At 41.3% G+C, this 24,395-nt stretch carries 18 protein-coding genes and 3 pseudogenes; 8 read left to right on the forward strand and 13 right to left on the reverse strand.

Going from position 1 to position 24,395, the window contains the following annotated elements; genetic code table 11:
* Positions 1-178: 178 nt before the first annotated feature.
* The gene (locus H6G96_RS19065; protein WP_199339619.1) at positions 179-1,075 is read left to right on the forward strand and encodes an alpha/beta hydrolase; all 897 of its coding nucleotides are present in this window, start codon (positions 179-181) and stop codon (positions 1,073-1,075) included.
* Between the two features lie 274 nt (positions 1,076-1,349).
* Here H6G96_RS19065 and H6G96_RS19070 read toward each other — a convergent pair.
* Positions 1,350-1,589, reverse strand: a pseudogene (locus H6G96_RS19070) (transposase); the annotation flags it as partial.
* Positions 1,590-1,685: 96 nt separating this feature from the next.
* On the opposite strand from H6G96_RS19070, the pseudogene H6G96_RS19075 reads away from it, so the two are divergent.
* The 3 genes and pseudogenes from H6G96_RS19075 (at position 1,686) to H6G96_RS19085 (ending at position 4,673) form a co-directional block, all read left to right on the forward strand.
* Positions 1,686-2,568: pseudogene (locus H6G96_RS19075) on the forward strand (IS5 family transposase).
* A gap of 55 nt (positions 2,569-2,623) precedes the next feature.
* On the forward strand, positions 2,624-2,866 hold the full coding sequence (locus tag H6G96_RS19080) for a hypothetical protein (RefSeq protein ID WP_190912905.1): 243 nt from the start codon (positions 2,624-2,626) through the stop codon (positions 2,864-2,866).
* 661 nt (positions 2,867-3,527) lie between these two features.
* The gene (locus tag H6G96_RS19085; protein ID WP_190912906.1) at positions 3,528-4,673 is read left to right on the forward strand and encodes a calcium-binding protein; all 1,146 of its coding nucleotides are present in this window, start codon (positions 3,528-3,530) and stop codon (positions 4,671-4,673) included.
* Positions 4,674-5,055: 382 nt separating this feature from the next.
* On the opposite strand, the gene H6G96_RS19090 is transcribed toward H6G96_RS19085, so the two are convergent.
* The 3 genes from H6G96_RS19090 to H6G96_RS19100 form a co-directional block, all read right to left on the reverse strand.
* A complete protein-coding gene (locus tag H6G96_RS19090; RefSeq protein WP_190912907.1) occupies positions 5,056-8,157 on the reverse strand; it encodes an ExeM/NucH family extracellular endonuclease in 3,102 nt (1,033 codons plus the stop codon).
* Between the two features lie 895 nt (positions 8,158-9,052).
* Entirely contained in the window at positions 9,053-9,598 is a 546-nt protein-coding gene (locus H6G96_RS19095) for a GNAT family N-acetyltransferase (protein ID WP_190912908.1), read from the reverse strand.
* Between the two features lie 230 nt (positions 9,599-9,828).
* Positions 9,829-10,083 carry a hypothetical protein gene (locus H6G96_RS19100; RefSeq protein ID WP_190912909.1) on the reverse strand — a complete coding sequence of 85 codons (255 nt, stop codon included), beginning with the start codon at positions 10,081-10,083 and terminating at the stop codon, positions 9,829-9,831.
* Positions 10,084-10,790: 707 nt separating this feature from the next.
* On the opposite strand from H6G96_RS19100, the pseudogene H6G96_RS19110 reads away from it, so the two are divergent.
* The 4 genes and pseudogenes from H6G96_RS19110 to H6G96_RS19125 all read left to right on the forward strand — a co-directional run.
* A pseudogene (locus tag H6G96_RS19110) lies at positions 10,791-11,960 on the forward strand (sodium:proton antiporter); the annotation flags it as partial.
* Positions 11,961-12,141: 181 nt separating this feature from the next.
* Positions 12,142-12,480 (forward strand): hypothetical protein, encoded by a 339-nt coding sequence (locus H6G96_RS19115; protein ID WP_242063327.1) that lies wholly within the window; start codon positions 12,142-12,144, stop codon positions 12,478-12,480.
* A gap of 142 nt (positions 12,481-12,622) precedes the next feature.
* Positions 12,623-14,263 carry an alpha/beta hydrolase gene (locus H6G96_RS19120; protein WP_190912911.1) on the forward strand — a complete coding sequence of 547 codons (1,641 nt, stop codon included), beginning with the start codon at positions 12,623-12,625 and terminating at the stop codon, positions 14,261-14,263.
* Between the two features lie 91 nt (positions 14,264-14,354).
* Positions 14,355-15,254 (forward strand): DUF3267 domain-containing protein, encoded by a 900-nt coding sequence (locus H6G96_RS19125; RefSeq protein ID WP_190912912.1) that lies wholly within the window; start codon positions 14,355-14,357, stop codon positions 15,252-15,254.
* A 3-nt stretch (positions 15,255-15,257) separates the two neighbouring features.
* Here H6G96_RS19125 and H6G96_RS19130 read toward each other — a convergent pair whose 3' ends face one another.
* From H6G96_RS19130 to H6G96_RS19170, 9 genes are all read right to left on the reverse strand, one after another.
* The gene (locus H6G96_RS19130) at positions 15,258-15,983 is read right to left on the reverse strand and encodes a hypothetical protein (RefSeq protein WP_190912913.1); all 726 of its coding nucleotides are present in this window, start codon (positions 15,981-15,983) and stop codon (positions 15,258-15,260) included.
* A gap of 8 nt (positions 15,984-15,991) precedes the next feature.
* Entirely contained in the window at positions 15,992-16,969 is a 978-nt protein-coding gene (locus H6G96_RS19135; protein ID WP_347242253.1) for a TIGR03885 family FMN-dependent LLM class oxidoreductase, read from the reverse strand.
* Positions 16,970-17,054: 85 nt separating this feature from the next.
* A complete protein-coding gene (locus H6G96_RS19140; protein ID WP_190912915.1) occupies positions 17,055-18,668 on the reverse strand; it encodes an alpha-amylase family protein in 1,614 nt (537 codons plus the stop codon).
* Positions 18,669-18,932: 264 nt separating this feature from the next.
* Positions 18,933-19,793, reverse strand: a complete 861-nt coding sequence (locus tag H6G96_RS19145; RefSeq protein ID WP_190912916.1) for an HAD hydrolase-like protein — start codon at positions 19,791-19,793, stop codon at positions 18,933-18,935.
* Positions 19,794-19,969: 176 nt separating this feature from the next.
* Positions 19,970-20,821: a DUF1206 domain-containing protein gene (locus tag H6G96_RS19150; RefSeq protein WP_190912917.1), complete on the reverse strand. Its 852-nt coding sequence runs from the start codon at positions 20,819-20,821 to the stop codon at positions 19,970-19,972.
* Between the two features lie 58 nt (positions 20,822-20,879).
* Entirely contained in the window at positions 20,880-22,295 is a 1,416-nt protein-coding gene (locus tag H6G96_RS19155; protein WP_190912918.1) for an Nramp family divalent metal transporter, read from the reverse strand.
* Between the two features lie 83 nt (positions 22,296-22,378).
* The gene (locus H6G96_RS19160; protein WP_242063328.1) at positions 22,379-22,732 is read right to left on the reverse strand and encodes a peptidoglycan-binding domain-containing protein; all 354 of its coding nucleotides are present in this window, start codon (positions 22,730-22,732) and stop codon (positions 22,379-22,381) included.
* 262 nt (positions 22,733-22,994) lie between these two features.
* Positions 22,995-23,501 (reverse strand): PRC-barrel domain-containing protein, encoded by a 507-nt coding sequence (locus H6G96_RS19165; RefSeq protein WP_190912920.1) that lies wholly within the window; start codon positions 23,499-23,501, stop codon positions 22,995-22,997.
* Between the two features lie 40 nt (positions 23,502-23,541).
* Positions 23,542-24,390 (reverse strand): M48 family metallopeptidase, encoded by an 849-nt coding sequence (locus H6G96_RS19170; protein WP_190912921.1) that lies wholly within the window; start codon positions 24,388-24,390, stop codon positions 23,542-23,544.
* Between the last annotated feature and the right edge of the window lie 5 nt (positions 24,391-24,395).

Consider the following 24,395-nt stretch of genomic DNA (forward strand, 5'->3'; position numbering starts at 1 on the left):
AACGTTGCCCTATTTCTTGTTGTTCCTTGACTTGCCCACTCGCCAGCCACCACAACATCTGTAACTTTTCTTTCTGGTTTCCCAAAGACGTTGTTTGTAGGCGTTTTTTTAGTTCCTCTTCGCTCTCGGCGATCTCAATCTTAAATGGGCGACTCATGGGTATGCTCACTTACCGAGTTTGTTTCTCCTTATTATATGTAGCTTCACATTAAATTGGTATTACATTACCGTTGGTCAAGAAAACTCTGCAACCATCGATCTCTACTACGAAGATCTTGGGACAGGACAACCGATTGTACTGATTCATGGATTTCCATTGAACGGACATTCCTGGGAGAAGCAGGTTTTAGTTTTACTGAATGCAGGATATCGAGTAATTACCTACGATCGCCGAGGATTTGGCAACTCCAGTCAGCCCTCATCTGGCTATGACTACGATACCTTCGCCGCCGATTTGAACACATTGATGACCAAGCTTGACTTGCAAAATACCGTGCTGGTCGGTTTCTCAATGGGAACAGGTGAAGTCACACGTTATCTTGGCAAATACGGCTCAGAGCGGGTGCAGAAAGCCGTGCTGATGGCTCCCGTTCCACCGTTTCTGTTAAAGACAGACGACAATCCAGAGGGTGTTGATCAAAGCGTTTTCGATGGCATTATGAAAGCGATTGTTGACGATCGTCCAGCTTATTTCTCTGCCTTTTTCAAAGAGTTCTTCAATGTTGATGTATTGCTTGGCGATTCTCGTTCCGAGAGGCTACGCCAACGCATCAGCAATGAAGCGATCCAAGCCAGTTGGAATGTGGCAGTAGGGGCTTCTGCTAAAGGGACTTTGGACTGTGTACCCTCCTGGCTCACCGATTTCCGCGATGATCTGCCCCGCATTGATGTGCCGACTCTGATTATTCATGGAGATAGCGATCGCATTCTGCCACTGGAGTCCACCGCAGCAAGACTTCCAAAACTGATTAAAAACAGTCAACTGGTTGTCATTCCTGATGGACCACACGCGATCAACTGGACTCACGCTGATCAGGTCAATCCCGTGTTGCTGGACTTTCTTCAGCAGAAATAATCAGTGACCCTTTCTCCTCCAAAATTCACAGATCCTGAACTTGATCCGATTGTGTAATTGCAAGCCTAAACTTATGCTGATCCAAAAACTAAACGACTGTGAAGAAATGATCGCTATCACTGGACAATCCTTAGTGATCGATGGCGGATACACAGCGAACTGACCCATTTCAAGAGAGAACAAGAGAGAACAGACGAGCTTGATTTTCAGATCACATCTACAAGGAGGAATTCTATATCAACTTTTGTCTTAGTTCATGGGTAAGGATTCAGGTCTAATATTTAGGAAGCAGGGATGGGATAGACAGATAATTATTGGAATTAGCCAGCAGTGCTTGTGCAAAAAAATCAATCACAGATCGGCTTTGACGACGGCAGGTTTGCACCACCGTCAAAAGATGTGCAGTGTGTTTAAACCTGTCCATCGAACGGGAGCCGCCACTAACTTTACGTTTTGTCACAGCCAAACGAAGTGAGCGTTCGGCCTGATTATTATCAAGAGGAACTTCCGGGTAAGAGGCTATTTATAAAGTAAATCTAAAAACCAGCAGAAAGAAGTTCTGATAACGATAAAATACTTCATGTGCAGTGTATTTACATAGATAGTCGATATGGCGCGAAAGTCTTACCCTACAGATTTAACTGATATGGAGTGGGAAATCTTGGCTCCCTTGATTCCACCAGCTAAAGAAGGAGGGCATCCACGCACAACAGATATGCGTGAAATATGCAATGCCATCTATTATCATTTGAAAACTGGATGCCAATGGAATATGCAACAGGCGAGACTTTCCGCCAAGCTCAACGGTATACAGCTATTACCGTAAATGGCAACGCAAGGGAGTTTGGGAAAAATTAAACCATACACTGCGTGATCAAGTTCGCATAAAATTAGGTAGGTCAACACAACCAAGTGCGTTAGCGTTCGCGGAGCGTCTCGTAGAGAAGCTCGCCGTAGGCATCGCAGTAGATAGTCAGTCGGTAAAAACGACTGAAAAAAGGGAGCCAGTGCGTTGGGCGGCTCTGCCGACTTGAAGCAACTGGCGTGAGATGTCTACGGCTTTGATGGTGGCAAGTTAGTCAAAGGAAGAAAACGCCAAACAATCGTTGATAGCCTTGGGCTATTTGCTCAAAGTGATTGTGAGCAAAGGCAATCCTCCTGAAAGAGTGCTTGCAGCGTATGCCTTGATGGAACTGGTAGAAGAACGCCCAGAATTATTGGAAAAAGTTGAAGTCATGTGGGTTGACTCGGGGTATGACGGCGATAAGTTTGCGCTGGCTGTTTGGTTGATGATTCAAGCTCATGTTGAGGTCATGCGTCGTACTGATAAAGAATTTGAAGTTTTACCCAAGCGTTGGGTAGTAGAAAGAACATTCGGTTGGTAAAACCTGTACCATCGTTTGAGTAAAGATTACGAACGTCTGACTGAAATGAGTGAAGCTGCCATATATGCCGTTATGACTCGTATTATGTTACGTCGTCTAGCCGTCTAAAGATTTACTTTATAAATGGTCTCCAACACTGTGAAATTATTGCTATCTAAACACTATGACAGATTTATCAAAAATAATTGCCCACAAAGGCGACAATCCACTAATTACCTCACCTGAAAATTTGCAGTCAGAAGAAGATGTAGAACTTGAGCGAAAACTGCGAGAACTGAAGTTTAAACAAGAACTAAGAAAAGATTGGATTTTATTTATTGTCAGGGATGTAGTAATTTTTCCTGCGGCTATCCTTTTTATTTTTGCTGCCAGTGGTTATTCCCTATTTCTTCATATTCATGGGTAACTTACTCTGACTACAATTTTTAATCACCACATTTACCAAAGAAATTTTTGACCAAGTTAGCTCCCCACTAATTCCTCGTATGTCGGAGGGTTATAGAATTACTTATTTCGGTGATTTCAAACAAGGAGAAACTCAAACCTATTTGTGGAAGCTGAGTTTTGCTAATCATGGACATGAATTTATAGTTCCGATGCAGGGGTAAGGTTTTACACCCACTCTAAATACTGAAAAATGGTCGAGTGGAGCGATCACCTACGGCACGCGTTCCGCCATCGCTATTAGGTTAAAAGTCTGATCTCTGAGGATGGAGAAGCTTAAAATGGCAGGGATTCTAAGAGAAAATACAGGCTTCGAGTATTTACAAGTAATGCTGGCAGGATCAGTCGGCGAAAGCAGATTGTCGTTAAAAAGCTGCTGGTGAAGTTTCCGCACTGGGGGATTGCTTGTGTTGAAAGGGTTTTGATTGATTGGAACGAGTAGAGAGAGTTTGTTGATTGGCAGGGATAGCAATCATAAGACATCTCGTAAAAGTAACAAGTGCCCAGATGTTGGGGTGCATATTTGCATATTACTGGGTTTGAGGAAATTCCATCCCTTTCCTCACTTCTGCAAGAAGTCTATAGTGGTTTGAAATTTACGTCTGTAAAGTTTTGTAAAAGTTTTGAGTTTTCACAAAAAAGTTGGGTTTTGGGCTGATGTGATCCTAGTAACCTCATTTAACAACCCTCTGCTGATTATGGCAATTATTAACGGTAGTGATTTTGATGACAACAATACCATTAACGGTACCCCATCTATCTTTCGCCCTGCCCTAAATGGGGGTGATGACAACGATATCTTGAACGGCAATGGCGGCAACGATATCCTAAACGGCAATGGCAACGTCGATGTTCTCAATGGGGGTGAAGGCAATGATAGCCTAAATGGGGGTGGTGACAGCGATATCCTGAACGGCAATAGGGGAAACGATACGCTTGATGGGGGTGCTAGTAGCGATATTCTCAATGGGGGTTCTGGCAGGGATTCCCTCATCGGGGGTGCTGATGGCAGTAGTGATACCTTCATTTTCAGTGAGGGTGACGACATAATTGATGGCGGAGACGGCTTTGATACCGTAATCTATAGAGGTACACCTCAAAGGATTATCTTGTCAGGTGTTGGAAGCGTTAGAAAACCTGCGGGGTTGGGGTTAGACACGCTCTTGAGAGTAGAAAACATTATTGCTAATGGGGGTGTTGCCAACAATATCATAGATGCATCCGAATCTGTGGCTGGGGTATCTATCACTGTTAACTTGGAAACCCGAAGTTTGGTTGCCAATAACGTTCCTGGTTTGGGAACATTGCCATTTACAGTAGTCGACTTTGATGATGTCATCGGCACAAATGCAAATGACAATATTGTTGGCGACAACCAAAATAACCAATTATCGGGTGGAAATGGGACTGATCGCCTCACTGGAGGAGCAGGTAACGATATTTTCGATTTTGACTTAGTTCTTGAGAGTCAACCTGGTGCATCATCAAGCGATGTTATCACTGACTTTGTTGGAAACGGAAACAATGCCTCGCTAGGTGATCAAATCGATTTATCTACTATTGATGCCAACCCCTCTTCAGAAGGGAACCAAGCCTTCACTTTCATCAGTACTGCCGCATTCTCCGCAGTTGGTCAAGTTAGATATGTAGCAGGTATTCTTGCAGCTAACACCGATGGCAATTTGGGCGCTGACTTTGAGATTCAGCTTACAGGAGCGCCAACACTATTTGTGGCAGCAGGAAATCCTACAAGCGACATTATTCTTTAATTAATCATAATTGCATAGCCGCGGGGAAAGGCAAGTTGAGCTTGCCTTTCCCTTTTATAAAAAAAGCAAAATGTAAGTAATCAAAGATTAACTTTTAGTTAGAATAAGTTTAAAATTGTCCTGCCGTATCAGGGATATTGTGGCTAAACGACTATATCTTTGGCGCTTTCGCCCTTCAGGCGAAAGCTAGGCTTATAGCATTTTATTATTGGTAAGTGCCTAACCCAAGATCCTCTTGAAAAGGAGTTATTGCCCAATAACTCCTCCTCAAGAACTGCTCAAAGACTGTTTACCTCAACAGATAAAAACTTTGTAAACCAAGCCGCACTGTCCTGTCTCCTGCCTTCTAAAAACATTAATTTACCATTATTGCGTCAATCCCTTAAATCGTTACAAAATCAGCAGCAGTGATAGTGCTAGACTGCACTCCACTTAGAACCGCTAGCAGTCCATCATTACTTGTCAGCCTAATTAGGGTGTTGCTAGCATCCACACCTGTGCCTTGGGTAATCGTCAACTGCCCAAATAACAGATTTCCTGACAAGCCGAGCAAGTCTTGACTATCTTGAAAGTCGGTGATGGTGTCAATGCCTGTATCCACTGCTAACACAAAGCGATCGCTACCCCTGCTACCAGTCAGGCTGTCATTGCCTTGGCCACCATTGAGTAGGTCATCACCATTAGCACCCACTAGGATATCGTTGCTAATGCCCCCGTTAAGGATGTCATTGCCGTTATTCCCGTTGAGGATATCGTTGCCATTGCCCCCATTTAAGGTATCGTTAGCATTACCGCCGTTGAGTTCATCTCTGCCGGAGGTGCCATTAATCGGGTTGTTGCCATTGCCCCCGTTGATTACGGTAAGGGTGCTAGACAAATTAATCCCAACTAGAATTGGGTCATGGTCGGACGAGCGGTAGGGTGTTTCTGTGTAGAGGTCAGGTGAGGCTCCAGATCCTTTAAATTCAAGGTTGTAATCTAAAATTCTCGGTTCGTCAGCGTTAATATGCCACTCGGTCACATCCGATACTTGAGTATCCAGGCTAGACGTGGCAAGGGCATGATCCAGGTAGCCTGACTGTCCATCAAAGACAAATGAGTAGGGATTATCTACAAATTTGTCAATTTCATCGATTAAACCGCCATTTCGTAGAACATCAATTGGGTCTTCTTCACCATAAGCATTCAAGTCACCAATGACCAGCACATCGCTATCACCTGTTGAGACTTTCAGCTCATTAACAAATCCAAGCAGTGCTTCTGCCTGCTGAACGCGGGTGAAGTTGAAAGCACCTTGCCCATCACCTTGGTCTGCATCTAAACCCGTGCCTGTTCCACCCTTAGATTTGAAGTGGTTGATCACGGGTGTGAAAGTTTCACCATTGGAGTTAAGGATAAAAGTCTGCGCTACAGGTAGGCGATTGTAAACGGCATCAGTATCGCTCAGGGATGCACCAACTGGGGTAACGACACCTGATTTATAAATAAACGCTGTTTTGATTTCGTCAGTCCCGACCCCTGTAGCTGGGTCACGAATATAATCGTAGACTTTAGCGCCGATGTTATCGTTGAGACTATTGACTAAATTAGCGATCGCTGAATTGGCATCATCACCATCATTTTCAATTTCAATTAAACCAACGACATCAGCATTAAGCGCTGCGATCGCACTAACAATCTTGGCATTTTGTCGCTCAAACTCAATGGCAGAATCTGCGCCGCGAGATGTAGGGAATCCGCCCCCCGCACCATCTCCATTGAAGTAATTCAATACATTGAAGCTAGCAACTTTAATATTACCCCCAACGTTTTCTGGTGCAGAGGTGCGGGGATTAGTCTGGTTAAATACAGGTGTAACCGTTGGCTGAAGCCGATAATTGTTGAATCCGTAGCCAAGCACACCAGTCAGGTTCGTGGTTGTATCACCTGTCCGCAAGGTGTTATTGGCATTGAGATAGGGGATAGTCGTCGGATTTTGAGTATTGCTACCATCATCCACTAGAATTCGACGGCTGTTGTTGATATTCTGCTGAATCGTGACAGCAGCTACGTTGTTTTCATCATTTTCTGTTTCAGAGGAGGGGATGTCAGTCGGATCGATGAAGTTCGTGGGATTAAACAACCGTCCCTCAGCCGATAGTACGACCTCACCAAAACGAGCCAAGTTGAAGTTTTCGGTGACGGTTAAAGTTTCTGGGAAGGTGACCAGCGTTCCCTCGTAGCGTTCCAGGCTTGTTCCGGTTGCTAGAGGTAAATCTACTACAGTGGGGGCAACTGTACCTGAACCCACCACGTTTAAACTGGTGGGGCTATCGATTTGCGTCTGATTGAAGGATTCAGAAACTTTTCCTGTAACTTGTACAACATCACCCACGTTGACATCAATGCTTGAAGGGGCAAAAACAAAGATGCCATCTGAAGTTGCTGAGTTGCCGTCCCCTGTGGGGTCTTGGATGTAGAAACCGTTCAGACCCGTACTACCCTGAAAATCTCCGACCACTACACCTTCAGTGGTGTAGAATGTATTGTTGCCAGCAAAAGGGCTAGCGTCACCAGATCCTTGAATAGTGTAGATTGGCGTTAGCATGAGGGCAACGTCGTTATCGGTTACATTAACGTTGAGATTTGGAATTGGTGTAGAGGTGTTGGAGTAGGCAGGGTCAGCACTACTGGTAATCGAGTGGGTAATTACACCGTTATGGGGAGAACCTTCCATGTCCGCATCATTAACTGCCCTAACAGTCACTGTTTGAGAAGTAGTGTTGCTTAAGGACAGTGTTACTGAATTGAAGAAGTTTATACCATCGCTACTGATTTGGGTTTCTTCGTCTGCTGCGATCGCAATGTTTACAGCACCAGTCGGCACGGTATTTAGTGCGATCGTGTAGGTGTCAGTAGTTTCACCTGCTTCGTTGACATCTGTGCTGCCGCCAGATTGGGTGATTGTCACCCCAGCAGTATTACTGCCATCAGTTGTGTAGCTTCCCAATCCGTCAAAGGTATCTGTACCAAACCCAAGCCATTGTACACTTGGTTCAAATACATCATCAGAGTTGGTATCACCCATTGTGATGCTACTCTTGCGGCGCAGTGTGTTATCTGCTGTACTAGTTAGTCCTGTACCCCACTCAGTCCCTGGATCAACACCAATCTGACCGATTACATCAACGATGGTACCACTGGTTCCACCCTTGCGTAGGACAATCGCATCGTCACCGTTGTACCAGGAAGCGCTACTGGTTTGATCTGCCTGAGCGATAATCGTCGCATTAGCAAGACTTTGAGCAAGGACAAATACATCCCCATTTGCTACTGTACCTGTCAAGTTGATTGTCGTAGCAGGAGCAGTATTGCCATTGAAATACATCTGCACAACGTAGCCTTCTGCCGATAAGTTGATTGCAGCCCCAGTGCTGTTGTAAATTTCAAGAGCTTTGTTGTTACTGCTGCCCTCTACATACTCGGAAAAAAACAAATCTGCCATTTGCCTCTACCTACCTGTGATTGTGTATTAACTATTTAGTGAGCAATGGCACGAATTCATACCTGTGCCAGAACGTGCTAATTTTAGGAATCCAAAAGACATTCTAAAAAAGCGCTCAAGTCCATAAATTGCGATTAAATTGTAATCGCCTCAAATTCAAGTTCTGACTCGCTGGGGATTGTGCTATTTCTATGGAACTTTGGGACATTACTGGTAGGCTCAAACCTAAGAATAGCAACAGCCCGGCACTAATAATCATTGGTAAGCGCATACAAATCCATCAATAATTCAATTTGACAATATATAAAATCATAAGTATATTTAATAATTCTTTTGCTTAAATTTAGTTTATCTTGAAATTAAAAATACTAAGTTAAGTTTTTTAGGGCTATGGGACTGTAAAAAACTGATGTTATGGCGTTTGCTGGTCTAGTGAGGTACAGTTAATAAATTAAGTAGTGCATTGCATTTTATCCAATAGAAATTTTGTACAGTGACTTTTTATTTGTCGCTGTGCCAAATTAATGTCATTGAGGATATAAAGCTTCCACTCAAAGAGCATTAAGTGTAAAAGTAGCATAGGGAACTTACAAGCTATATCAACACCAATAGTTGCCAGGCTAAAGTGGGTAAGGGTTTAACTTGATGACACGAATTTGTCTCAACGTCATTTGAAGGATTAGGCGATCGCAGAGTATTTAACGAAGGTACACAGAGGGGGAAGGGGAAAAGATTTAAAATCCCTTACCCTTTTCCCAGCCTCACCCAACATTTACTGCATATCCACTTCTGGTATTGTCGCTGATCGAGAAATGTCACGTATTGGCTTATACTTTGATGTGCGATCGCATCACATCGCCCTTGCGGGAGATTGATGAGGTGGCACTTATCCTGATCAGTTTAAATCTGTTTTCAGTAATCCATATAAATAATCATCAATCAACTTGCCGTCACGGTATAAGTGCTGACGTTGAATGCCTTCTAGCTTAAAGCCATTCTTCTCTAGAACTCGACGCGATCCCCAATTAAACTCAAATACTCGTGTCCAAAGACGAAGTAAACCGAGTTCTATGAAAGCATAGTGGAGGAAAACCTGAACGGTTTGTGTCATGATTCCCTGTCCCCAATACGAGGAGGCAAGCCAGTAACCAAGCTCGGCAACATGAGGATGTCTCTCATCAATCTCACCAATACCGATTGAGCCAATCAATTGCCCTTGTGGATTGCGGATTGCTAATAGATGTGGTTTTCCGTATTGATTAGTGATGTCTGTATGGCGTTGAATCCAATGTAGTGCGTGTTCTCTGGTGTAAGGGTAGGGAATATTTTCAGTTGTTTGGTGAATAGTCGGATCGTTGAGATGGTCAACATACGCGATCGCATCTGAGGATTGTAGCTGTGATAACCAAAAACTATTTTTTAGCCGCAGTTCGAGCATCATGATGTTCAAATGTTTTCTAAGAACTGATTTGTAAAGAAAATCTAAACAGAACTAAATCTGCCTTGACTAAAGTTATAGGCTAAATCGAGTGTAGTGATTTTGTTGTCGATCAGCTGTCAAAGAGCTATTGAAAATCCGCATTGCAAGGAAGCTTGGTACAAGTGTAAGTTAATTCACCGTAAATGTGTTCAAGGGGCGACAAGCAATTTAAAGTGCTTGCTGTATAAGCTTCATAGCCCTGAAACCTCGCTGTTAAAGTGACCAAAACCTCGTTTTTGAGTGAAATTAACATTGGTGTAAAACTGACGAACACCAGGATAAATCTCAATGCCACCTAAAGGCTGAAATTTTTGTCCTTTCTCACAAAAGGTAGTGTCCTTTTTTTGACGAAATACAAAGCTCTTGTTCTGTTTGTGGAGCCAATGCGCTAGCTCTACGTTGTGAAATTCCCTATCCCCAATAATCACTAATTTGTACTTTTTCAATAATCGGATTACTGAACGTAATACTTTTTGCTGCTCGGTCACTTATCTGGAATAGTAGGCCATGCGCCAGCTGTTCTGATAATGGTGCAACTCGAAGAGACTCGCACTATAGAACAATCGTGTCGATTTTACTAAGTAGCAACATGGATTAGTAGCGATCGCTATTAACCATCATCTGTTAAAAAGTTTGCTATTGCTTCCAGTTTCTTTGCTTGACATTGCTATCCACAATTTATCTCCTTCTAGAGGACGATAAGAAACCATAGCAATATTGATACCATACTTTCTAAGTGCGTATGTCATGTAGCCAAATATAAGCTCAATTGTCTGTTGAAGCTATCCGTCAAAAAAATTTCGATACTAGATTTCTTGCTCTATTGCATAAATATTTTCTCGTGTTTTGTGGTAGTTCAAAACACAAGCTACTCATTTTTGTTTGAAATGTAAACCTCATGAATTAGGAGTACTCACCATGAAAGCGGTTGTTTTTCACGGAATCGGAGATATTCACTTAGATAACGTACCAGAACCAAAAATTAAAGAACCAACCGATGCCATTATTCGGTAGGTGGGCGATGCCTGACGGCAAGCCGCTTTGCGTCTACGCGTTGTCGTTCCCTCGACAATTCTTTATTGACATTAGCAAGTTTTCCTACTTGCTGATAGTTTTTAATTATAGGAGGTTGTACAGCACGACTTAAATTTTTATGGAAGAATCTTTGCCTATTACTATTTTGATAAGTGTAACGGTTGTAGCTGGTATTGCTGCTCAAGTTTTAGCTGGTTATTTTCACATTCCTAGTATCGTCTTGCTACTTCTGTTCGGGATTCTTCTGGGGCGAGATGGTTTTGATTTTTTAGATCCATCATTATTGGGTGTTGGTTTAGAAGTTCTGGTTTCGCTGTTAGTAACGGTGATTTTATTCGAGGGTGGTTTAAATTTACAGTTAGGAGAGTTAAAAGAAGTTTCTACTAGCCTTCGCAATCTTGTCACTTTGGGAGTACTAATTACCTTAACTGGTGCAGCTATTGCAGCACACTGGCTAAGTGAATTTCCTTGGCCAATTGCTTTTCTTTACGCTTCTTTAGTAGTTGTGACAGGGCCAACAGTTATTAATCCGCTCCTCAAACAAATTAATGTAGAAAAACAAGTTTCAACACTTTTAGAAGGAGAGGGGGTTTTTATCGATCCAATTGGTGCAATTTTGGCTGTGATTGTGCTTCATTTTGTGTTGAGTGGAAATGTGGAGCCTCTCATTTTAATTAAGGGTCTAGTTTTGCGTTTGGGTCTAGGCATAATTATTGGTGTAGGCGGAGGCTGGTTGCTATCCCAACTTCTCAAACAGGATCAATTCTTATCCCAAGAGTTAAAAAATTTAGTTGTTTTAGCTAGTGTCTGGGGTTTATTTAGTTTGGCACAGGCGCTACGTGGTGAGTCTGGTCTAGTAGTCGCTGTGGTTATGGGGATATTTTTAAGAGCTAGTAACCTGCCTTCGGAGCTTTTATTGCGTGGGTTTAATGAACAGTTGAGCATTTTAGCCAATTCGGTTTTGTTCATTCTATTAGCAGCAGACTTATCAATTGCAAGTATTTTCGCTTTGGGTTGGGGTAGTGTTCTGGCAGTTCTAGTGCTGATGCTGATAATACGTCCTATTAACATTTTAATATCTACCTGGAATCAAGATTTAAACTGGCAACAGCAGTTATTTTTATCTTGGGTTGCTCCTCGTGGAATTGTAGCTGCTTCTTTAGCTTCATTATTTGCAGTTTCACTTACAAAACAGGGTATTAATGGCGGCGATTCAATTAAAGCCTTGGTATTTTTAACAATAATGATGACAGTTTTGCTCCAGGGATTGACGGCTGGGTGGGTTGCCAGTTTACTCAATTTACGTTTAATCAGTCAAACTGAGCAGGAGTGTTTGCAAGCAGCTAATGATATTAATACACAAGAAATTAGAAAAATAAGTAGGATTGATTCAAAGTTAGTTTAATCATATTTAGATTAGTTGATGACTTTCCACAGGTGTAGCTTTCATTATCAATATTAGTTTAATCATGCCATCTAAAATTTGTAGTCAGCCTTATTTGTTAACTACCCAGTTTTCTAACCCTAATTATCCACTTTTAGTATTTCTACCAGGAATGGATGAGACTGGAAAGGAATTGATGTATATTCAAACAGCAGGTTTAGAAGCTGCTTTTGATGTACGTTGCTTTGTAATTCCTCCTCATGAGCTAACAAGTTGGGATCAAATGACACAAGAAGTAGTATCTTTAACCAAGATAGAACTAGAAAAAGTACCGTGTTCGCCTGTTTATCTTTGTGGGGAATCATTTGGTGGTTGTTTGGCGCTCAAAATCTTAGAAAAATTTCCTCAACTATTTAACATTTAAATAATATTTTTTCTAATTCTCAGACAATAACTTTACCTCATAGCGGTCATGCCTGTTTAGTTGAAAGGGATATTAATCTCTATGAAATTTTATTATCCGCTAATTTCATCGTTGCCTAATATAGTATTTCAAGTGATATATAATGACTAAAACTATAAAGAAACAAACTGTTTGGCTGAAATTTGCTTTGAGAATTTTTAGTATAGGGTTGCTGCCTACATTAACTGCTTATCCCGCTTTAGGTGCAGAGAGGATAAAATTTAATTACGGTATTTTAGAAAGGTCTATCCCAATTAGTTCACTCGAAACCTATGCTAGAACAGGCAAAGTAGACGATAATTTAGCTGCATATAGAAAGTATCTAGACAAAAAGCAACTAGCTCAACTGCGGAAAGTCTTACTAACTCGCATTCCCCTAAATCAAGTAGAAGTTTCGCAGTTTCTTTATACACCCATTGGCGAACGATTATTAAAAAACTTAGGTAAAGTTATTCAGACAGAATCTAACTTGTCAGGGTTTTATGCAATTCGTGCAGCATTGATTTTGTCAGCCGCAGATAAAAAAGATTTTACGCTTTTAAATGTATTAAGCAAGTTTCCGGCAAGTGCAATTTCAATTAACTTGAACCAGAGTTTGGCAATTGCAGAGTCATTGCAGAATTTAGTCAATCAAACTCAAAATGCAATAGCACTCATTAACCAACAATCCCAACAAGAGGTAAATACAGTTTCTCCACTTAATACTATTCCATTAATGAACTTAGGACAAAAGGGAAGTTTTGGTTTCTTAAAGCAAACTATCACACTTAATGACCTTTTGCGTCAGAGGAGATTTCCTGCTGATATTTACCTTCCAATTGCTCAAACTCCTCGTCCGATAATTGTCATTTCGCACGGACTTGGTTCCGACAGAACAAGTTTCGCGTATTTAGCCGAACATCTGGCTTCTTATGGTTTTGTGGTTGCTGTTCCAGAACATCCCGGCAGTAATTCACAACAAATACAAGCATTATTAGCAGGTATAGCAAATAGAGTTACCAATCCTAGAGAGCTAATTAACAGACCTTTAGATATTAAGTTTTTACTAGATGAACTCACTCGTTTATCAAAGTCTAATTCAACATTTAGGGGACGCTTAAATTTAGAACAAGTTGGTGTAGTTGGGCAATCATTTGGTGGATATACGGCATTAGCATTGGCAGGTGCAAAGATTAATTTTGAGCAACTGAAAGCCGACTGTCCAGCTTTGGAAAATACGTTAAATGTTTCGCTTCTACTTCAATGTTTGGCAGTCAATTTACCAAACGCTCAATACAACTTATCTGACCCCAGGATAAAAGCAGCAATCGCTATTAATCCAGTTAATAGCAGTATTTTTGGAAAAGCTAGTCTCAGCCAAATCAAAATTCCGGTAATGATTGTATCTGGTAGTTCTGATACTGTTGCTCCAGCTTTAACAGAGCAAATTGAGCCTTTTACTTGGCTAACAACTCAAAATAAATATTTAGCACTTATCAATGGCGGCACACACTTTTCTACTATTGCAGAATCACCAAATGCCGCCGTACCTGTTCCTACACAGGTAATCGGTTCAAGTCCTGCCTTGGCACGTCGTTATGTTAAAGCTTTGAGTGTTCCATTTTTTGAAACGTATGTTGCCCAACAGTCAAGTTACCTTCCCTACTTGAGTCCAGATTACGTTAATACAATTAGTCAGCAACCACTACCGTTAAGTTTAATAAAATCTTTGACATCTGAACAACTACAAGAAGCGTTCAAATAAGGATTTTGAAGCTAGATAAACCTGTAGAGTGATGAAATAAACACTAAATATTATTAATTTGGAAAGCAAGGATTAATAATGAGCAATAATTATGAATATAGCAACTCGCAATGAGCCAATTTATGTATTTCGCTTAACTCCAGAAATATCACTGATTTGGACTACTTTAGGTTCATTGCTGTTAATATTGGCAGCAGCAGGTGCAAGCTGGTACTATAGCATCATTCATAAACAAGCAGTAATTTTTAGTGTAGAAAGTGCTGGAGGTGGAGCTTGGCGAGGAATTCTTACTTTTGTGATTTTACTGGCCATTACTTTTGTCACCATTATTGTTCATGAATTGGTGCATGGGATAGCGTTTGCTGCCTTTGGTGGTTCGCCACGTTATGGATTTAAATTTAAGTATTTCTTACCCCTTGCTCACGCCACTTCACCAGGTGACTTGTTTCGCCGGAATGCTTTTATTTTCATTGGTTTAGCACCATTGATAGTCCTTGATGTTGCGTGTTTGTTACTGTTAGCAATTTTTCCCCAAGCAAGCTGGTTAATTTGGGTAATTGCATTCAATACAAGCGGTGCAATTGGAGATATCTGGATAGCAGTACAATTACTACGTTGTCCGCAGTCAATTCAAGTCGAAGATAGAGAAGAAGGCATAGCAATTTACGCACCTCCTAGTGTGACTTGCCGAGAACTTCCTTTTGCTATAACTGATAAAACTCGTAAGCGTTCAGGTGTAAAAGCTTTGTTAAACCTCGCTTTTATGGCTTTGGCGTTGGTGCTGATTTCTAGCTTTTTACTAATACCAGTATTGAAAACCTTAGAAGTTCCTTCATTTATTATCGGTAATGATTCTTTCTGGATTTTCCGTTGGATAAATAACACAAAAGGATTTAGTATTGAATTTAACTGGATATCTTTTGTGATAGTTATTTTTACATTATTGTTACTGAACTTTTTAACTAATATGGTTCGGCAACGTGACATTTAATAATTAAAGAGCCAATAAAAGAATTGCATAGCCGAACGTACCTAATGCAAACGCCCAAAAGCGGCTTTCTCGCTCTTCTGGTAGTTCTTCTTTAAGGACATTGAGTACAATACCTCCCGATAAAAAGGCGAAGAGAACCGCAACAGCCGCCTGATGAATTACCGTGCCAATGCCAATTACCCAACCAACAATGATCGCAGCTACTAACAACCATCGCCCAATCTGATCATATATTTGTTTGTGGTTTTCGCGTAAACCATTATCGTTGACTACAAAATGTAGTGCCATCGCAAAAAAATAGAACAATAAACTCTTTATACTTGATTCTTCTCGGTGTACTAACAAGTAGCCAATTAAGGCGTTATAAACAGCAAAAGAAGCAATATGTATCCAAAAAACGTCTAAAGCAGTAACATCTCCCTTCCCTGCTTTTTGATTGCGTTGACGCGAATTGTTTGCAAATCGTTCTAAGCCATAAAACACTGCTAAACCTAAAAGTGCCACCAAATAAACGTGATGCTCTAAAAAAGCAAGTCCAATATTTAAACTGCTTTGGAGTGTTATTTGGGCTTTACTCAGTTCTGGCAAAATATGGACGAACACATAAGCGACAGATACCCCACTGCCAAATGAGAGCCAACGACTACGCGGTTTAGCTCTCATAAATTGTAGTTTACCTGAAAACAAATGTATGATGGCTAAGGCGATCGCACATATTGCAGTGATCATGCTTTTTACTATACCAAAGCCGGAATAACTTTCTCACCAAACACTTCGATAAATTGCTGCTGTTCCCGGTTAACGTTGTGCAAAATTAGTTCATCAAATCCCAATTCAATATCTTTTTTTAACCATTCGATGTGTTGTTGAGGATCTGCTGAAATACGAACGTGTTCATATAACTCTTTCGGCTGAACAAACTCCCCAACTGCATCAAACTGTCCTGGCGATCGCAGTTCTGTCATCACGATATTCTTAAAGATATTATTGCGCCATTGCTGATGAGCTTCTTGGAGTGCTGTTTGCTCGTCACGCTCATAGGAAAGCTGCACTTTCAATATCATTGGCTTGCCTTCCCCTCCGCCTCTACGGAAAGCATCTACAACCTTTTTTAACTTCTCTGGAGAACGCGAAGTTGTAATCAATCCGTCTGCCCAACTGCCCAACCATTCTGCGGTTTCAACGGTAACAGCAGCGCCAATAATTAAAGGTAGTATTTGGGGACGTGTATAAAGCTTTGCTTCTTCAACACAGATTAGACCATGATGGGTAACAGTTTCTCCTGCCCAAAGTGCGCGGATAACATCAACACATTCTTTGAGACGAGCATTGCGATCGCTTTTTACGGGCCAGTGTTCTCCAGTAATATATTCGTTAAGTGCTTGACCGCTACCGACAGTCAGCCAAAAGCGTTGGGGAAACATTTCTGCTAAAGTTGCCGCAGCTTGGGCAATTATCGCCGGATGATACCGTTGTCCGGGAGCGCAGACAACCCGATAGGAAAGTGTTGGAGTTGCTTGCATTGCTGCACCCAACCAAGACCAAGCGAAACCACTTTGCCCTTGATTTTCACTCCAAGGGTGAAAATGGTCAGAAGAGAGAGCATGAGTAAAACCTGCCTGTTCTGCCATTTGCGCGTATTTTAGCAGTTCGCTCGGTTTAAATTGCTCATGAGAAGCGTGATATCCAATGTTTGCCATAAGGATAATATCAATTCGTAATTAAGAAAATCAGATTCAGTCTGGTTTTTCGAGGTTGGGTCTGTTGCTTGATTTTGAAGAATTGGTATAAGCTGTTGAATTACTTAACGCGAAACCAACGATAGCCGTATGCTTCTATTGGGATGGAAGGCAAATTAATGTCCAGAGGTTCGTATTGGGAATCGCCAAATATATCAATTAAATAGTTGTACTCATCAGATTTTAGCGTGACTGTACATGAACGATCTCCTAGATTATGTAAAGCGATCGCACTCTCACCTTCCGACTCGCAGCAGTGAGCAAACACACACGGTTGATCAGTTTCTAGAATTTGCCAGTTACCGCAACCAAACTCTGGACACTGCTTGCGAATACGGATTATATGTTCCATCCAATTGATTAAGGAGTTGGGGTCGCGTTGTTGGTCTGTTACATTCACCTGTTTATAACCATACTCTCCTTCTTTAATCACAGGTCGGGTAAGAACATCCGACGAAGCGGTAGAAAAGCCGCCATTCGGTGCATTTGACCATTGCATGACTGTGCGGACACTATTTCTCCCCTCAAGTGAAAGGTCTTCACCCATGCCAATTTCTTCGCCATAGCGTAGCAGAGGTGTCCCAGGTAAGCTGAATAGCAGACTGTATGTAAGTTCAATCCGACGGCGTTCGCCTCTTAACATTGGTGGTAAACGACGACGAACGCCTCTGCCGAAAATTTGCATATTCTTTTCGGGTGCGAAAGCCTGAAAAATTTCTTGGCGTTCGGAATCGCTAATTAAGTCCAGGTTGAGTTCGTCATGATGGCGGACAAAATTTAACCATTGGCCGATGTTAGGAATATCAGGTAACGATTTCAGTCCGTCAAGTAAAGTTTGTGAATTTTTACGTGCCAGAGCTAAAAACATATATTGGTTGAGTAAGAAATTAAACAACATCTGACATCGATCGCCATTACCAAAGTAAACAGGTATTTTCTCAGAACTTACATTTGCTTCTGCAAACACAATTGCATCACCCCGACGCGAGGTAATAAACTCTCGCATATCTTTGAGGAAAGTTTGCAAGTCTGGACAATCTGAGATGCCAAGTGGATTAATTAAAAATGGCGCAGCATCAATGCGAAACCCTGATACACCAAGTTGCAGCCAAAAACCCATAATTTTGTAGATTTCTTCCCGTACCGCAGGATTAGCAATATTTAAATCAGGCTGCTCTTTGTAAAAGTGATGCAGATAGTAAGCATCAGCTTGTTCGTCGTATTCCCAAAGACTATCCTCTACGCCAGAAAAAATTATCTGTTCTGGCTTGGTTTTAGGTGGATTTTCCGACCACACATAGTAATCGTGATACTTGGAGTGTTTATCTGAACGCGCTTGCTGAAACCAAGGATGCTGAATTGATGTATGATTTACTACTAAATCAACGAGAACTCGAATACCGCGATCGCTAGCTTGATGCATAAACTCGACAAAATCCCCCAGTGTCCCCAATCGGGGATCAACGTTGTAGTAGTCCATGACATCGTAGCCGTTATCTCGATTGGGAGAAGGATAAAACGGTAATAGCCATAAACAGGTAATTCCCAGTCCAGAAAGATGATCTAGACACTTAGTTAGTCCTTGGAAATCGCCAATACCATCGCCATCTGAATCCATGAATGTCTCGACATCCAAGGAGTAAAAAATTGCATTTTTGTACCAAAGTTTCTGCATTTTCCTGTCTTTTTAATTACTGAAATGTAAATGATAGTGCTGAGTAAAACATTCTCAGACTGGCTGGAATTAAGCCAGGGATGCTGTATATCTGCATATTTGACTCAACAAAGCTTTTGATTTCTGTTCGCGTAGCGTGGCATAGCCATACTGATTTACGTGGTGCGCGTTCGCGTTCGCGTCTCTTAAAGAGAAGCGCGATAGGCAATAAATTTTAGAGAGTGGTTGCTTTGGCAAGATGACTGTGGGTTGTTTTTAGCAGTTCTACTCACCTACACTCAATTCCTGCAAAGCAATCCGTTTGCAAAGACCTTCTACCGCCAGTGTTAGAGATTGCATCAGTTCAGAATTTTCGCTATAGTCAACAGGCGCGAGGTTAGCAACCCGTTGACTTTGAGTCATTTTTAACTCTCGTCCCCATTCTTCTGGAGTACTGTTTTTATATAATGCGATCGCTATACCCTGTTCTTGATTCATTAGAGAAAAGCAGGGAATATCTGACTCGCCATCACCAACATAAATCACCTGTGCCAGTGGAATGTGCAATTCCTCTGGTGGTAAATCTCGATATACAAATGTTTTACCATCATCTTGGTAATCATCAAAACCTTTGGCAATTTGGAAAAGATAGCGAGTTTTCTCTGTGTGAGTGACAATCTTCTTTAAAAACTCTATACCGTTGCGATCGCCATAAGAAAATTCACAACCCCACATTGCTTTAAAATTTGGAGCAATACAGTTATGACGAGCAATTTCCACCATCCCGCAAGTTATTAAATAAAATTCTACCTCTACTTTTGGATTTAATTGGTGAGCGCATTGTTGCAAGTGATAAAACATTTTTTTAACGCCATCAAAGGGAGCTAATTGTTGACCAAACCTAGCAATATATTCTTGTGTAATTTTGTTACCTTGTCGTTTTGACTCTTCAATTAGCGCATAAAATCGAGCTAAAATTTTATCCCAACCTTTGTCAACTAAGGGTCGAATTTTTTCTTGGCGAAACTCCAGAGCATCAATACCTAAGCTTTCTAACAAAGCATCAACGGTATCTGGAACCAGAGTATCATCAAAATCGAAAACTATAGCGATGCGATTAGAAAGGGGTTTGGTCGAAACAGTCATAACAAAGCTTCTCAACTATGGTATTTTTGCAAAAATATTAGTAATTTTGGATAAAATACTAAGATAGCCAGGATGATTAGTTAGAAAGTCGAGCAATTAATAATGGCAAAATACCAGCTTTACAAGTGCAGCAAAAAGTAGCGATGTTTACGAAGGCTACGCCAACGCGTTAAAAATTATAAATTAGCAATATGCCGATAGCGAGCCTCTATTCCTGAATAGATGCCATAAGCAATCAAACCCAAACCCACTACACCCAGAAGCCAAAGACCGAAGGGGTGTTGTGTCAGAACCGTTAATGCACCACCCAACCCTCTAGCCTGAGTGCCATCAGATTGAATTGCCGCCAGCATCAAGAAAATGCCAATAATGCCAAAAACAATGCCACGGGCAGCAATGCCAAATCTACCCATACGCACTGCCCAATTTTGCTCAGTTAGACTCATTTGAGAAAGTTTTAAATGGTAACGGAATTTGCCTTTGTACGCTTTATAAAGGTAAGAAAGACCAACACTAACTACCGTCATTCCCGCCAGTGCTACTAGCCATCGCCCAAGGGGTTGAGCCAAGATATATATTGTCCAATCCTCAGTTGAACCGCTATCGCCAACGACTGAACCCATAATCAGCTTTACAGATGTCAAAGCCAAACCTGTATAACCTAAAGCACTGATAGCATAGCCAATCCGTTGGGCAATTCGTTTAGCATTAATTGGTTTTCCACTTTTTTCAGGATCAAAGAACGTCTGAACTAAACGCCAAAGTACATACCCAATAATTCCGAGGGTAATGATACTTAGCAAAAGTTTTCCAAAAGGTTGGACAACAATTGCCTTTAACGCACCAGTTGTATTCGTGGTTTGGCCACCAGAACCAATGGCTGCTTGGGTTGCTAATAACCCAACGATAAAGTAAACGACGCCTTTTGCTGCGTATCCTAATCGTGCTAGTCGTTCAAACCAAGGGAGAGAAGTTACTTCTTTAACTGGTCGCCTAATTGGTTCTAGGGGTGAATTGGGTAGTGTCATACGGCATAGCAACTATTTAGAATTCAGAAAGATGAAACTGCTCTCCACACTATATTTATTAACCTGAAGCGCTGTTTGAGCCAATTATACCAAGTAGTTGCAACAGATAAATAATTGCAAATACACCAAAAAATATGCCAGCGATCGCTGTTCCAGCAAAAATTATTTTTGATGGTTGCAGTTCCTTGGGCAACATTCGATGATTTAAATAAAGAGTCAGTCCAGTAACGATAGGAATGTGAGCAGCCTCAATTCCGCCTGCGGTTTGTAATAAACCGACAGGTTCACCGAAAAACAGGTAAACAGCGATGGGCAAAGCTACCAGTAGCACTACAATATAGACACGCTGCAAAAACTTTTCATTTGTCCAGCGTCCCCGCACGCCAAACCCTTGCAGTAATATCTGCGTACCATCGGCAAACATTCGTCCAAAACCGTCTTCTACCGATAGTACGGTACTACAAAAGGTAATAAAAACAATCGCCACCATAAACCAAAAGCCAAATGGCCCCCAAAGGTCGCCGAGCAAGCTACCCAGAGTTTGTGCAACTTGATTTTCTTTGGGTACAAGTCCTTGTGGACGCAGCAACTCACCACCAAGAATTAAGAAAGACAACGCCGCTAAAAGCGCACCCACCACTGCTAAAGTGTTGGATATAGTCATCAGATTTAGCCAACCGCGCAGCTTCTTTTTTTGCTCCTGGTTGAGTTGCTTGGGGTCTATGCTCTCTTTTCCTTTAACACTGGCTGCACCATATCCTCTGGCTTCTACCCAGTAGGAATACCACATTAATCCGGCTGCTCCTGCCAACATGAAACCCAACCAAGGTAGTATTTCTTGATACTGCACATCTTGGGGAATTTGCGGTACTAACCCGGATGCTAATTTGCCAACATTAGGGAAAACGAAAATAGCCGCAGCTACCACTGCTACAGTACGGGCAATCCCCACATAAGAAGAAATCTTTTCCACTACGTTGTATTGCCCCAAAAGTACGATCGCAGCTGTCACAACAATGATAATTACTGTCCATAGTTGCACACTTCCTCCAGCAACCAAAATTAGCGCTGTAGCGGCGGCTCCTGAAAGTCCAGCAACGGTAGAAATTGCTACCACTACTTGCGGTAGCAAAATTAGCCAGATTGCCCAGTTTTTGGGGCCAGGAAGTTGTTTGAAACCTTCTAGGATGGTTGCACCGGTACAAACTGAAAAACGGCCAACTTCACCATTAATAAACCATTTCAAAACCACAGCAGCAAGTAGCGCCCATAATAAGGTGTAACCGTAAAGTGCGGCAATTCTTGGCGTAAATAGTAACTCTCCAGAACCCGCAGCCGAAAGCATCCACAAAAAACTAGGGCCTAGCCATTTCAAGTTATCCCAACCTTGGGGTGCATCTGGGATGTTTAAAGTGTTTTGTGGCTGCTGTTTGTTACTGGTATCTGTTGATAAATTGCGGCTTTTATTATTCATTTTTTGCTCATTTGTACTAATATTGTTAGCCACGACTTCTAGTCGCCAGGGCTAGTAATAAATTAGATAGACTTTTCAAATTCTTAGAAACGACGACGCACGGGTGTGCGTAAAGCTTGCCAGGTCAGCGCTCCTACCCTACCATCACCAACCAATCTTTGCGATTGCTGAAAGACCGCTACCGCACTAGCGGTTTTAGGGCCATAAATACCATCAATAGCTCCTTTATAAAATCCTAAAGATTGCAGGACAGCTTGTACATCTCTCACAGGCTGTCCACGAGATCCAGGTGTAAGAAAAGGAGCTTTCACAGGAGAGTATTTTGAAAGCCTACCTGTAATTGAGGTTGTTTGCGCCTTAGCCGGTGCAAAACCAAAGGGTAATATCCCCAAAAACAATACGGAAATTAAGCCCAATTGTAAAATATTTGAACGCATAAATTGAGTGTTCATGGACTGATATATCTCGAAAATTAAACAAAGTTAACTGTTTTAGTAATTTAATTAAGCTAAATTATTTGTAATAATAGTACCCCCTGGTTTGTCTCTTATTTCGTTGTGAATTTAGGCACTTTTAAATTCCCTATAGCTCCCCTTAAAAAGGGGAAACCAGAATCAATAATCAAAGTTTCTCTTTTGAGGGTTTAGAGGGATATAAAACTTTTGATACTGGCAAGAAAAGTTTTCATACATCCTCTGGTCAAATTTTTGCTCTGTTTGGATTTCTCCCATTTCTCAGGTTTTCTTCATAGGTTCTGAAGTTGGGATCGTTCAGTTCGTAAAAGTAAGGCTCTAGCGTATAATTATAAAGAGCAGGAGTACCTAACATAGCTGGCATTACTGATGGCACTAAAGGGCGGTAAACCCCTCTAACTTTCTCTTCATAATCATTATCTATTGCTAAATCTTCACTAAACTCAGGTAGATTTTTTACTTGCTCTTTGGTCAGTTTAGGAACAAAAAGATGTTTATTCTCATAGTCAAGACGAGCTAAACCCACTGGCAGCAATACTTTTTTACCAAAAATCCAAAAGCCTGTATCAATGATGAAATACCGAAAACGGCCATCATTTTCATCAACTAATATATTGGCAACAGAGCCAACCCTGTCATCATCGGCATAAACATCAAAATTTTTAATGTCATTACCTTCAAAAATTTTATCGTTGTAGTTGGGGTTGTATTCGTCAAGTTTGTACAAAGCCATGTTTTTTCCTCCTGTAAAAATTGTTTAATTTTATTAGTAACTAACTTAAAGGTTGAATTTTTGCCTCATAAGCAGCATTATTTAAACCGCCACCTCTATAAGCTTTTTGAGAATTAATTTCACTTCTTAAGGCAGTAATACGATCGCTTGTTGCGGGATGAGTACTCAAAAATGTCGGCAGCGATCGCTGTTGGAGTAACTTTTGCATAAAAGCAATCATGGCAGACTGAGCATAACCAGCACGTCCTAAAGTCCTTAGTCCTCTTTGATCGGCTTCAAATTCATCTTGGCGACTATTGGGACGGCGCAATGCCAAATCCACACCAATCTGAACTGCTGTACTACGCTCTAATCCGGCTGCTGTTGCAAAACCACGAGCGATCGCTCTTTCTCGCATCTGTTCTATTGAATGCCGACTAGCAATATGACCAATTTCGTGAGCGATAACGCTGGCTAATTGAGCTTCATTATCTGCGGCTTTTAACAATCCGGTAGTCACATAGACATAGCCTCCCATTGTGGTAAAGGCATTTACACTCTCATCTTGAACTACCTGAAATGTATAAGGAATATCAGGGCGAGTGCTATTTGCTGCCAATTTCTGACCAATTTGATTGACATAGCGATTCACATTTTGATTGCGATAAAGCTTAATTTCACTATTAACTAACTGTTGATTAATCTGCTTGCCTAGTTGAACTTCTTCTCGATCAGAAATAGTGGATAGCTGAAATATTTGGATTCCTTGATTCAAGAGATCAAACAATGAAATTGCCTGTGTCTTTTGGGGTGAACCCACACCAATACCAACTGCTACTAAAACTGACAGAAATAAATACAAGCAGCGACGATAAAAACGACGATAAATAAAAGAGAAAGAATTTAACATAAGCT

This window comes from Nostoc sp. FACHB-892, assembly GCF_014698795.1.
Classification (GTDB): domain Bacteria; phylum Cyanobacteriota; class Cyanobacteriia; order Cyanobacteriales; family Nostocaceae; genus Nostoc.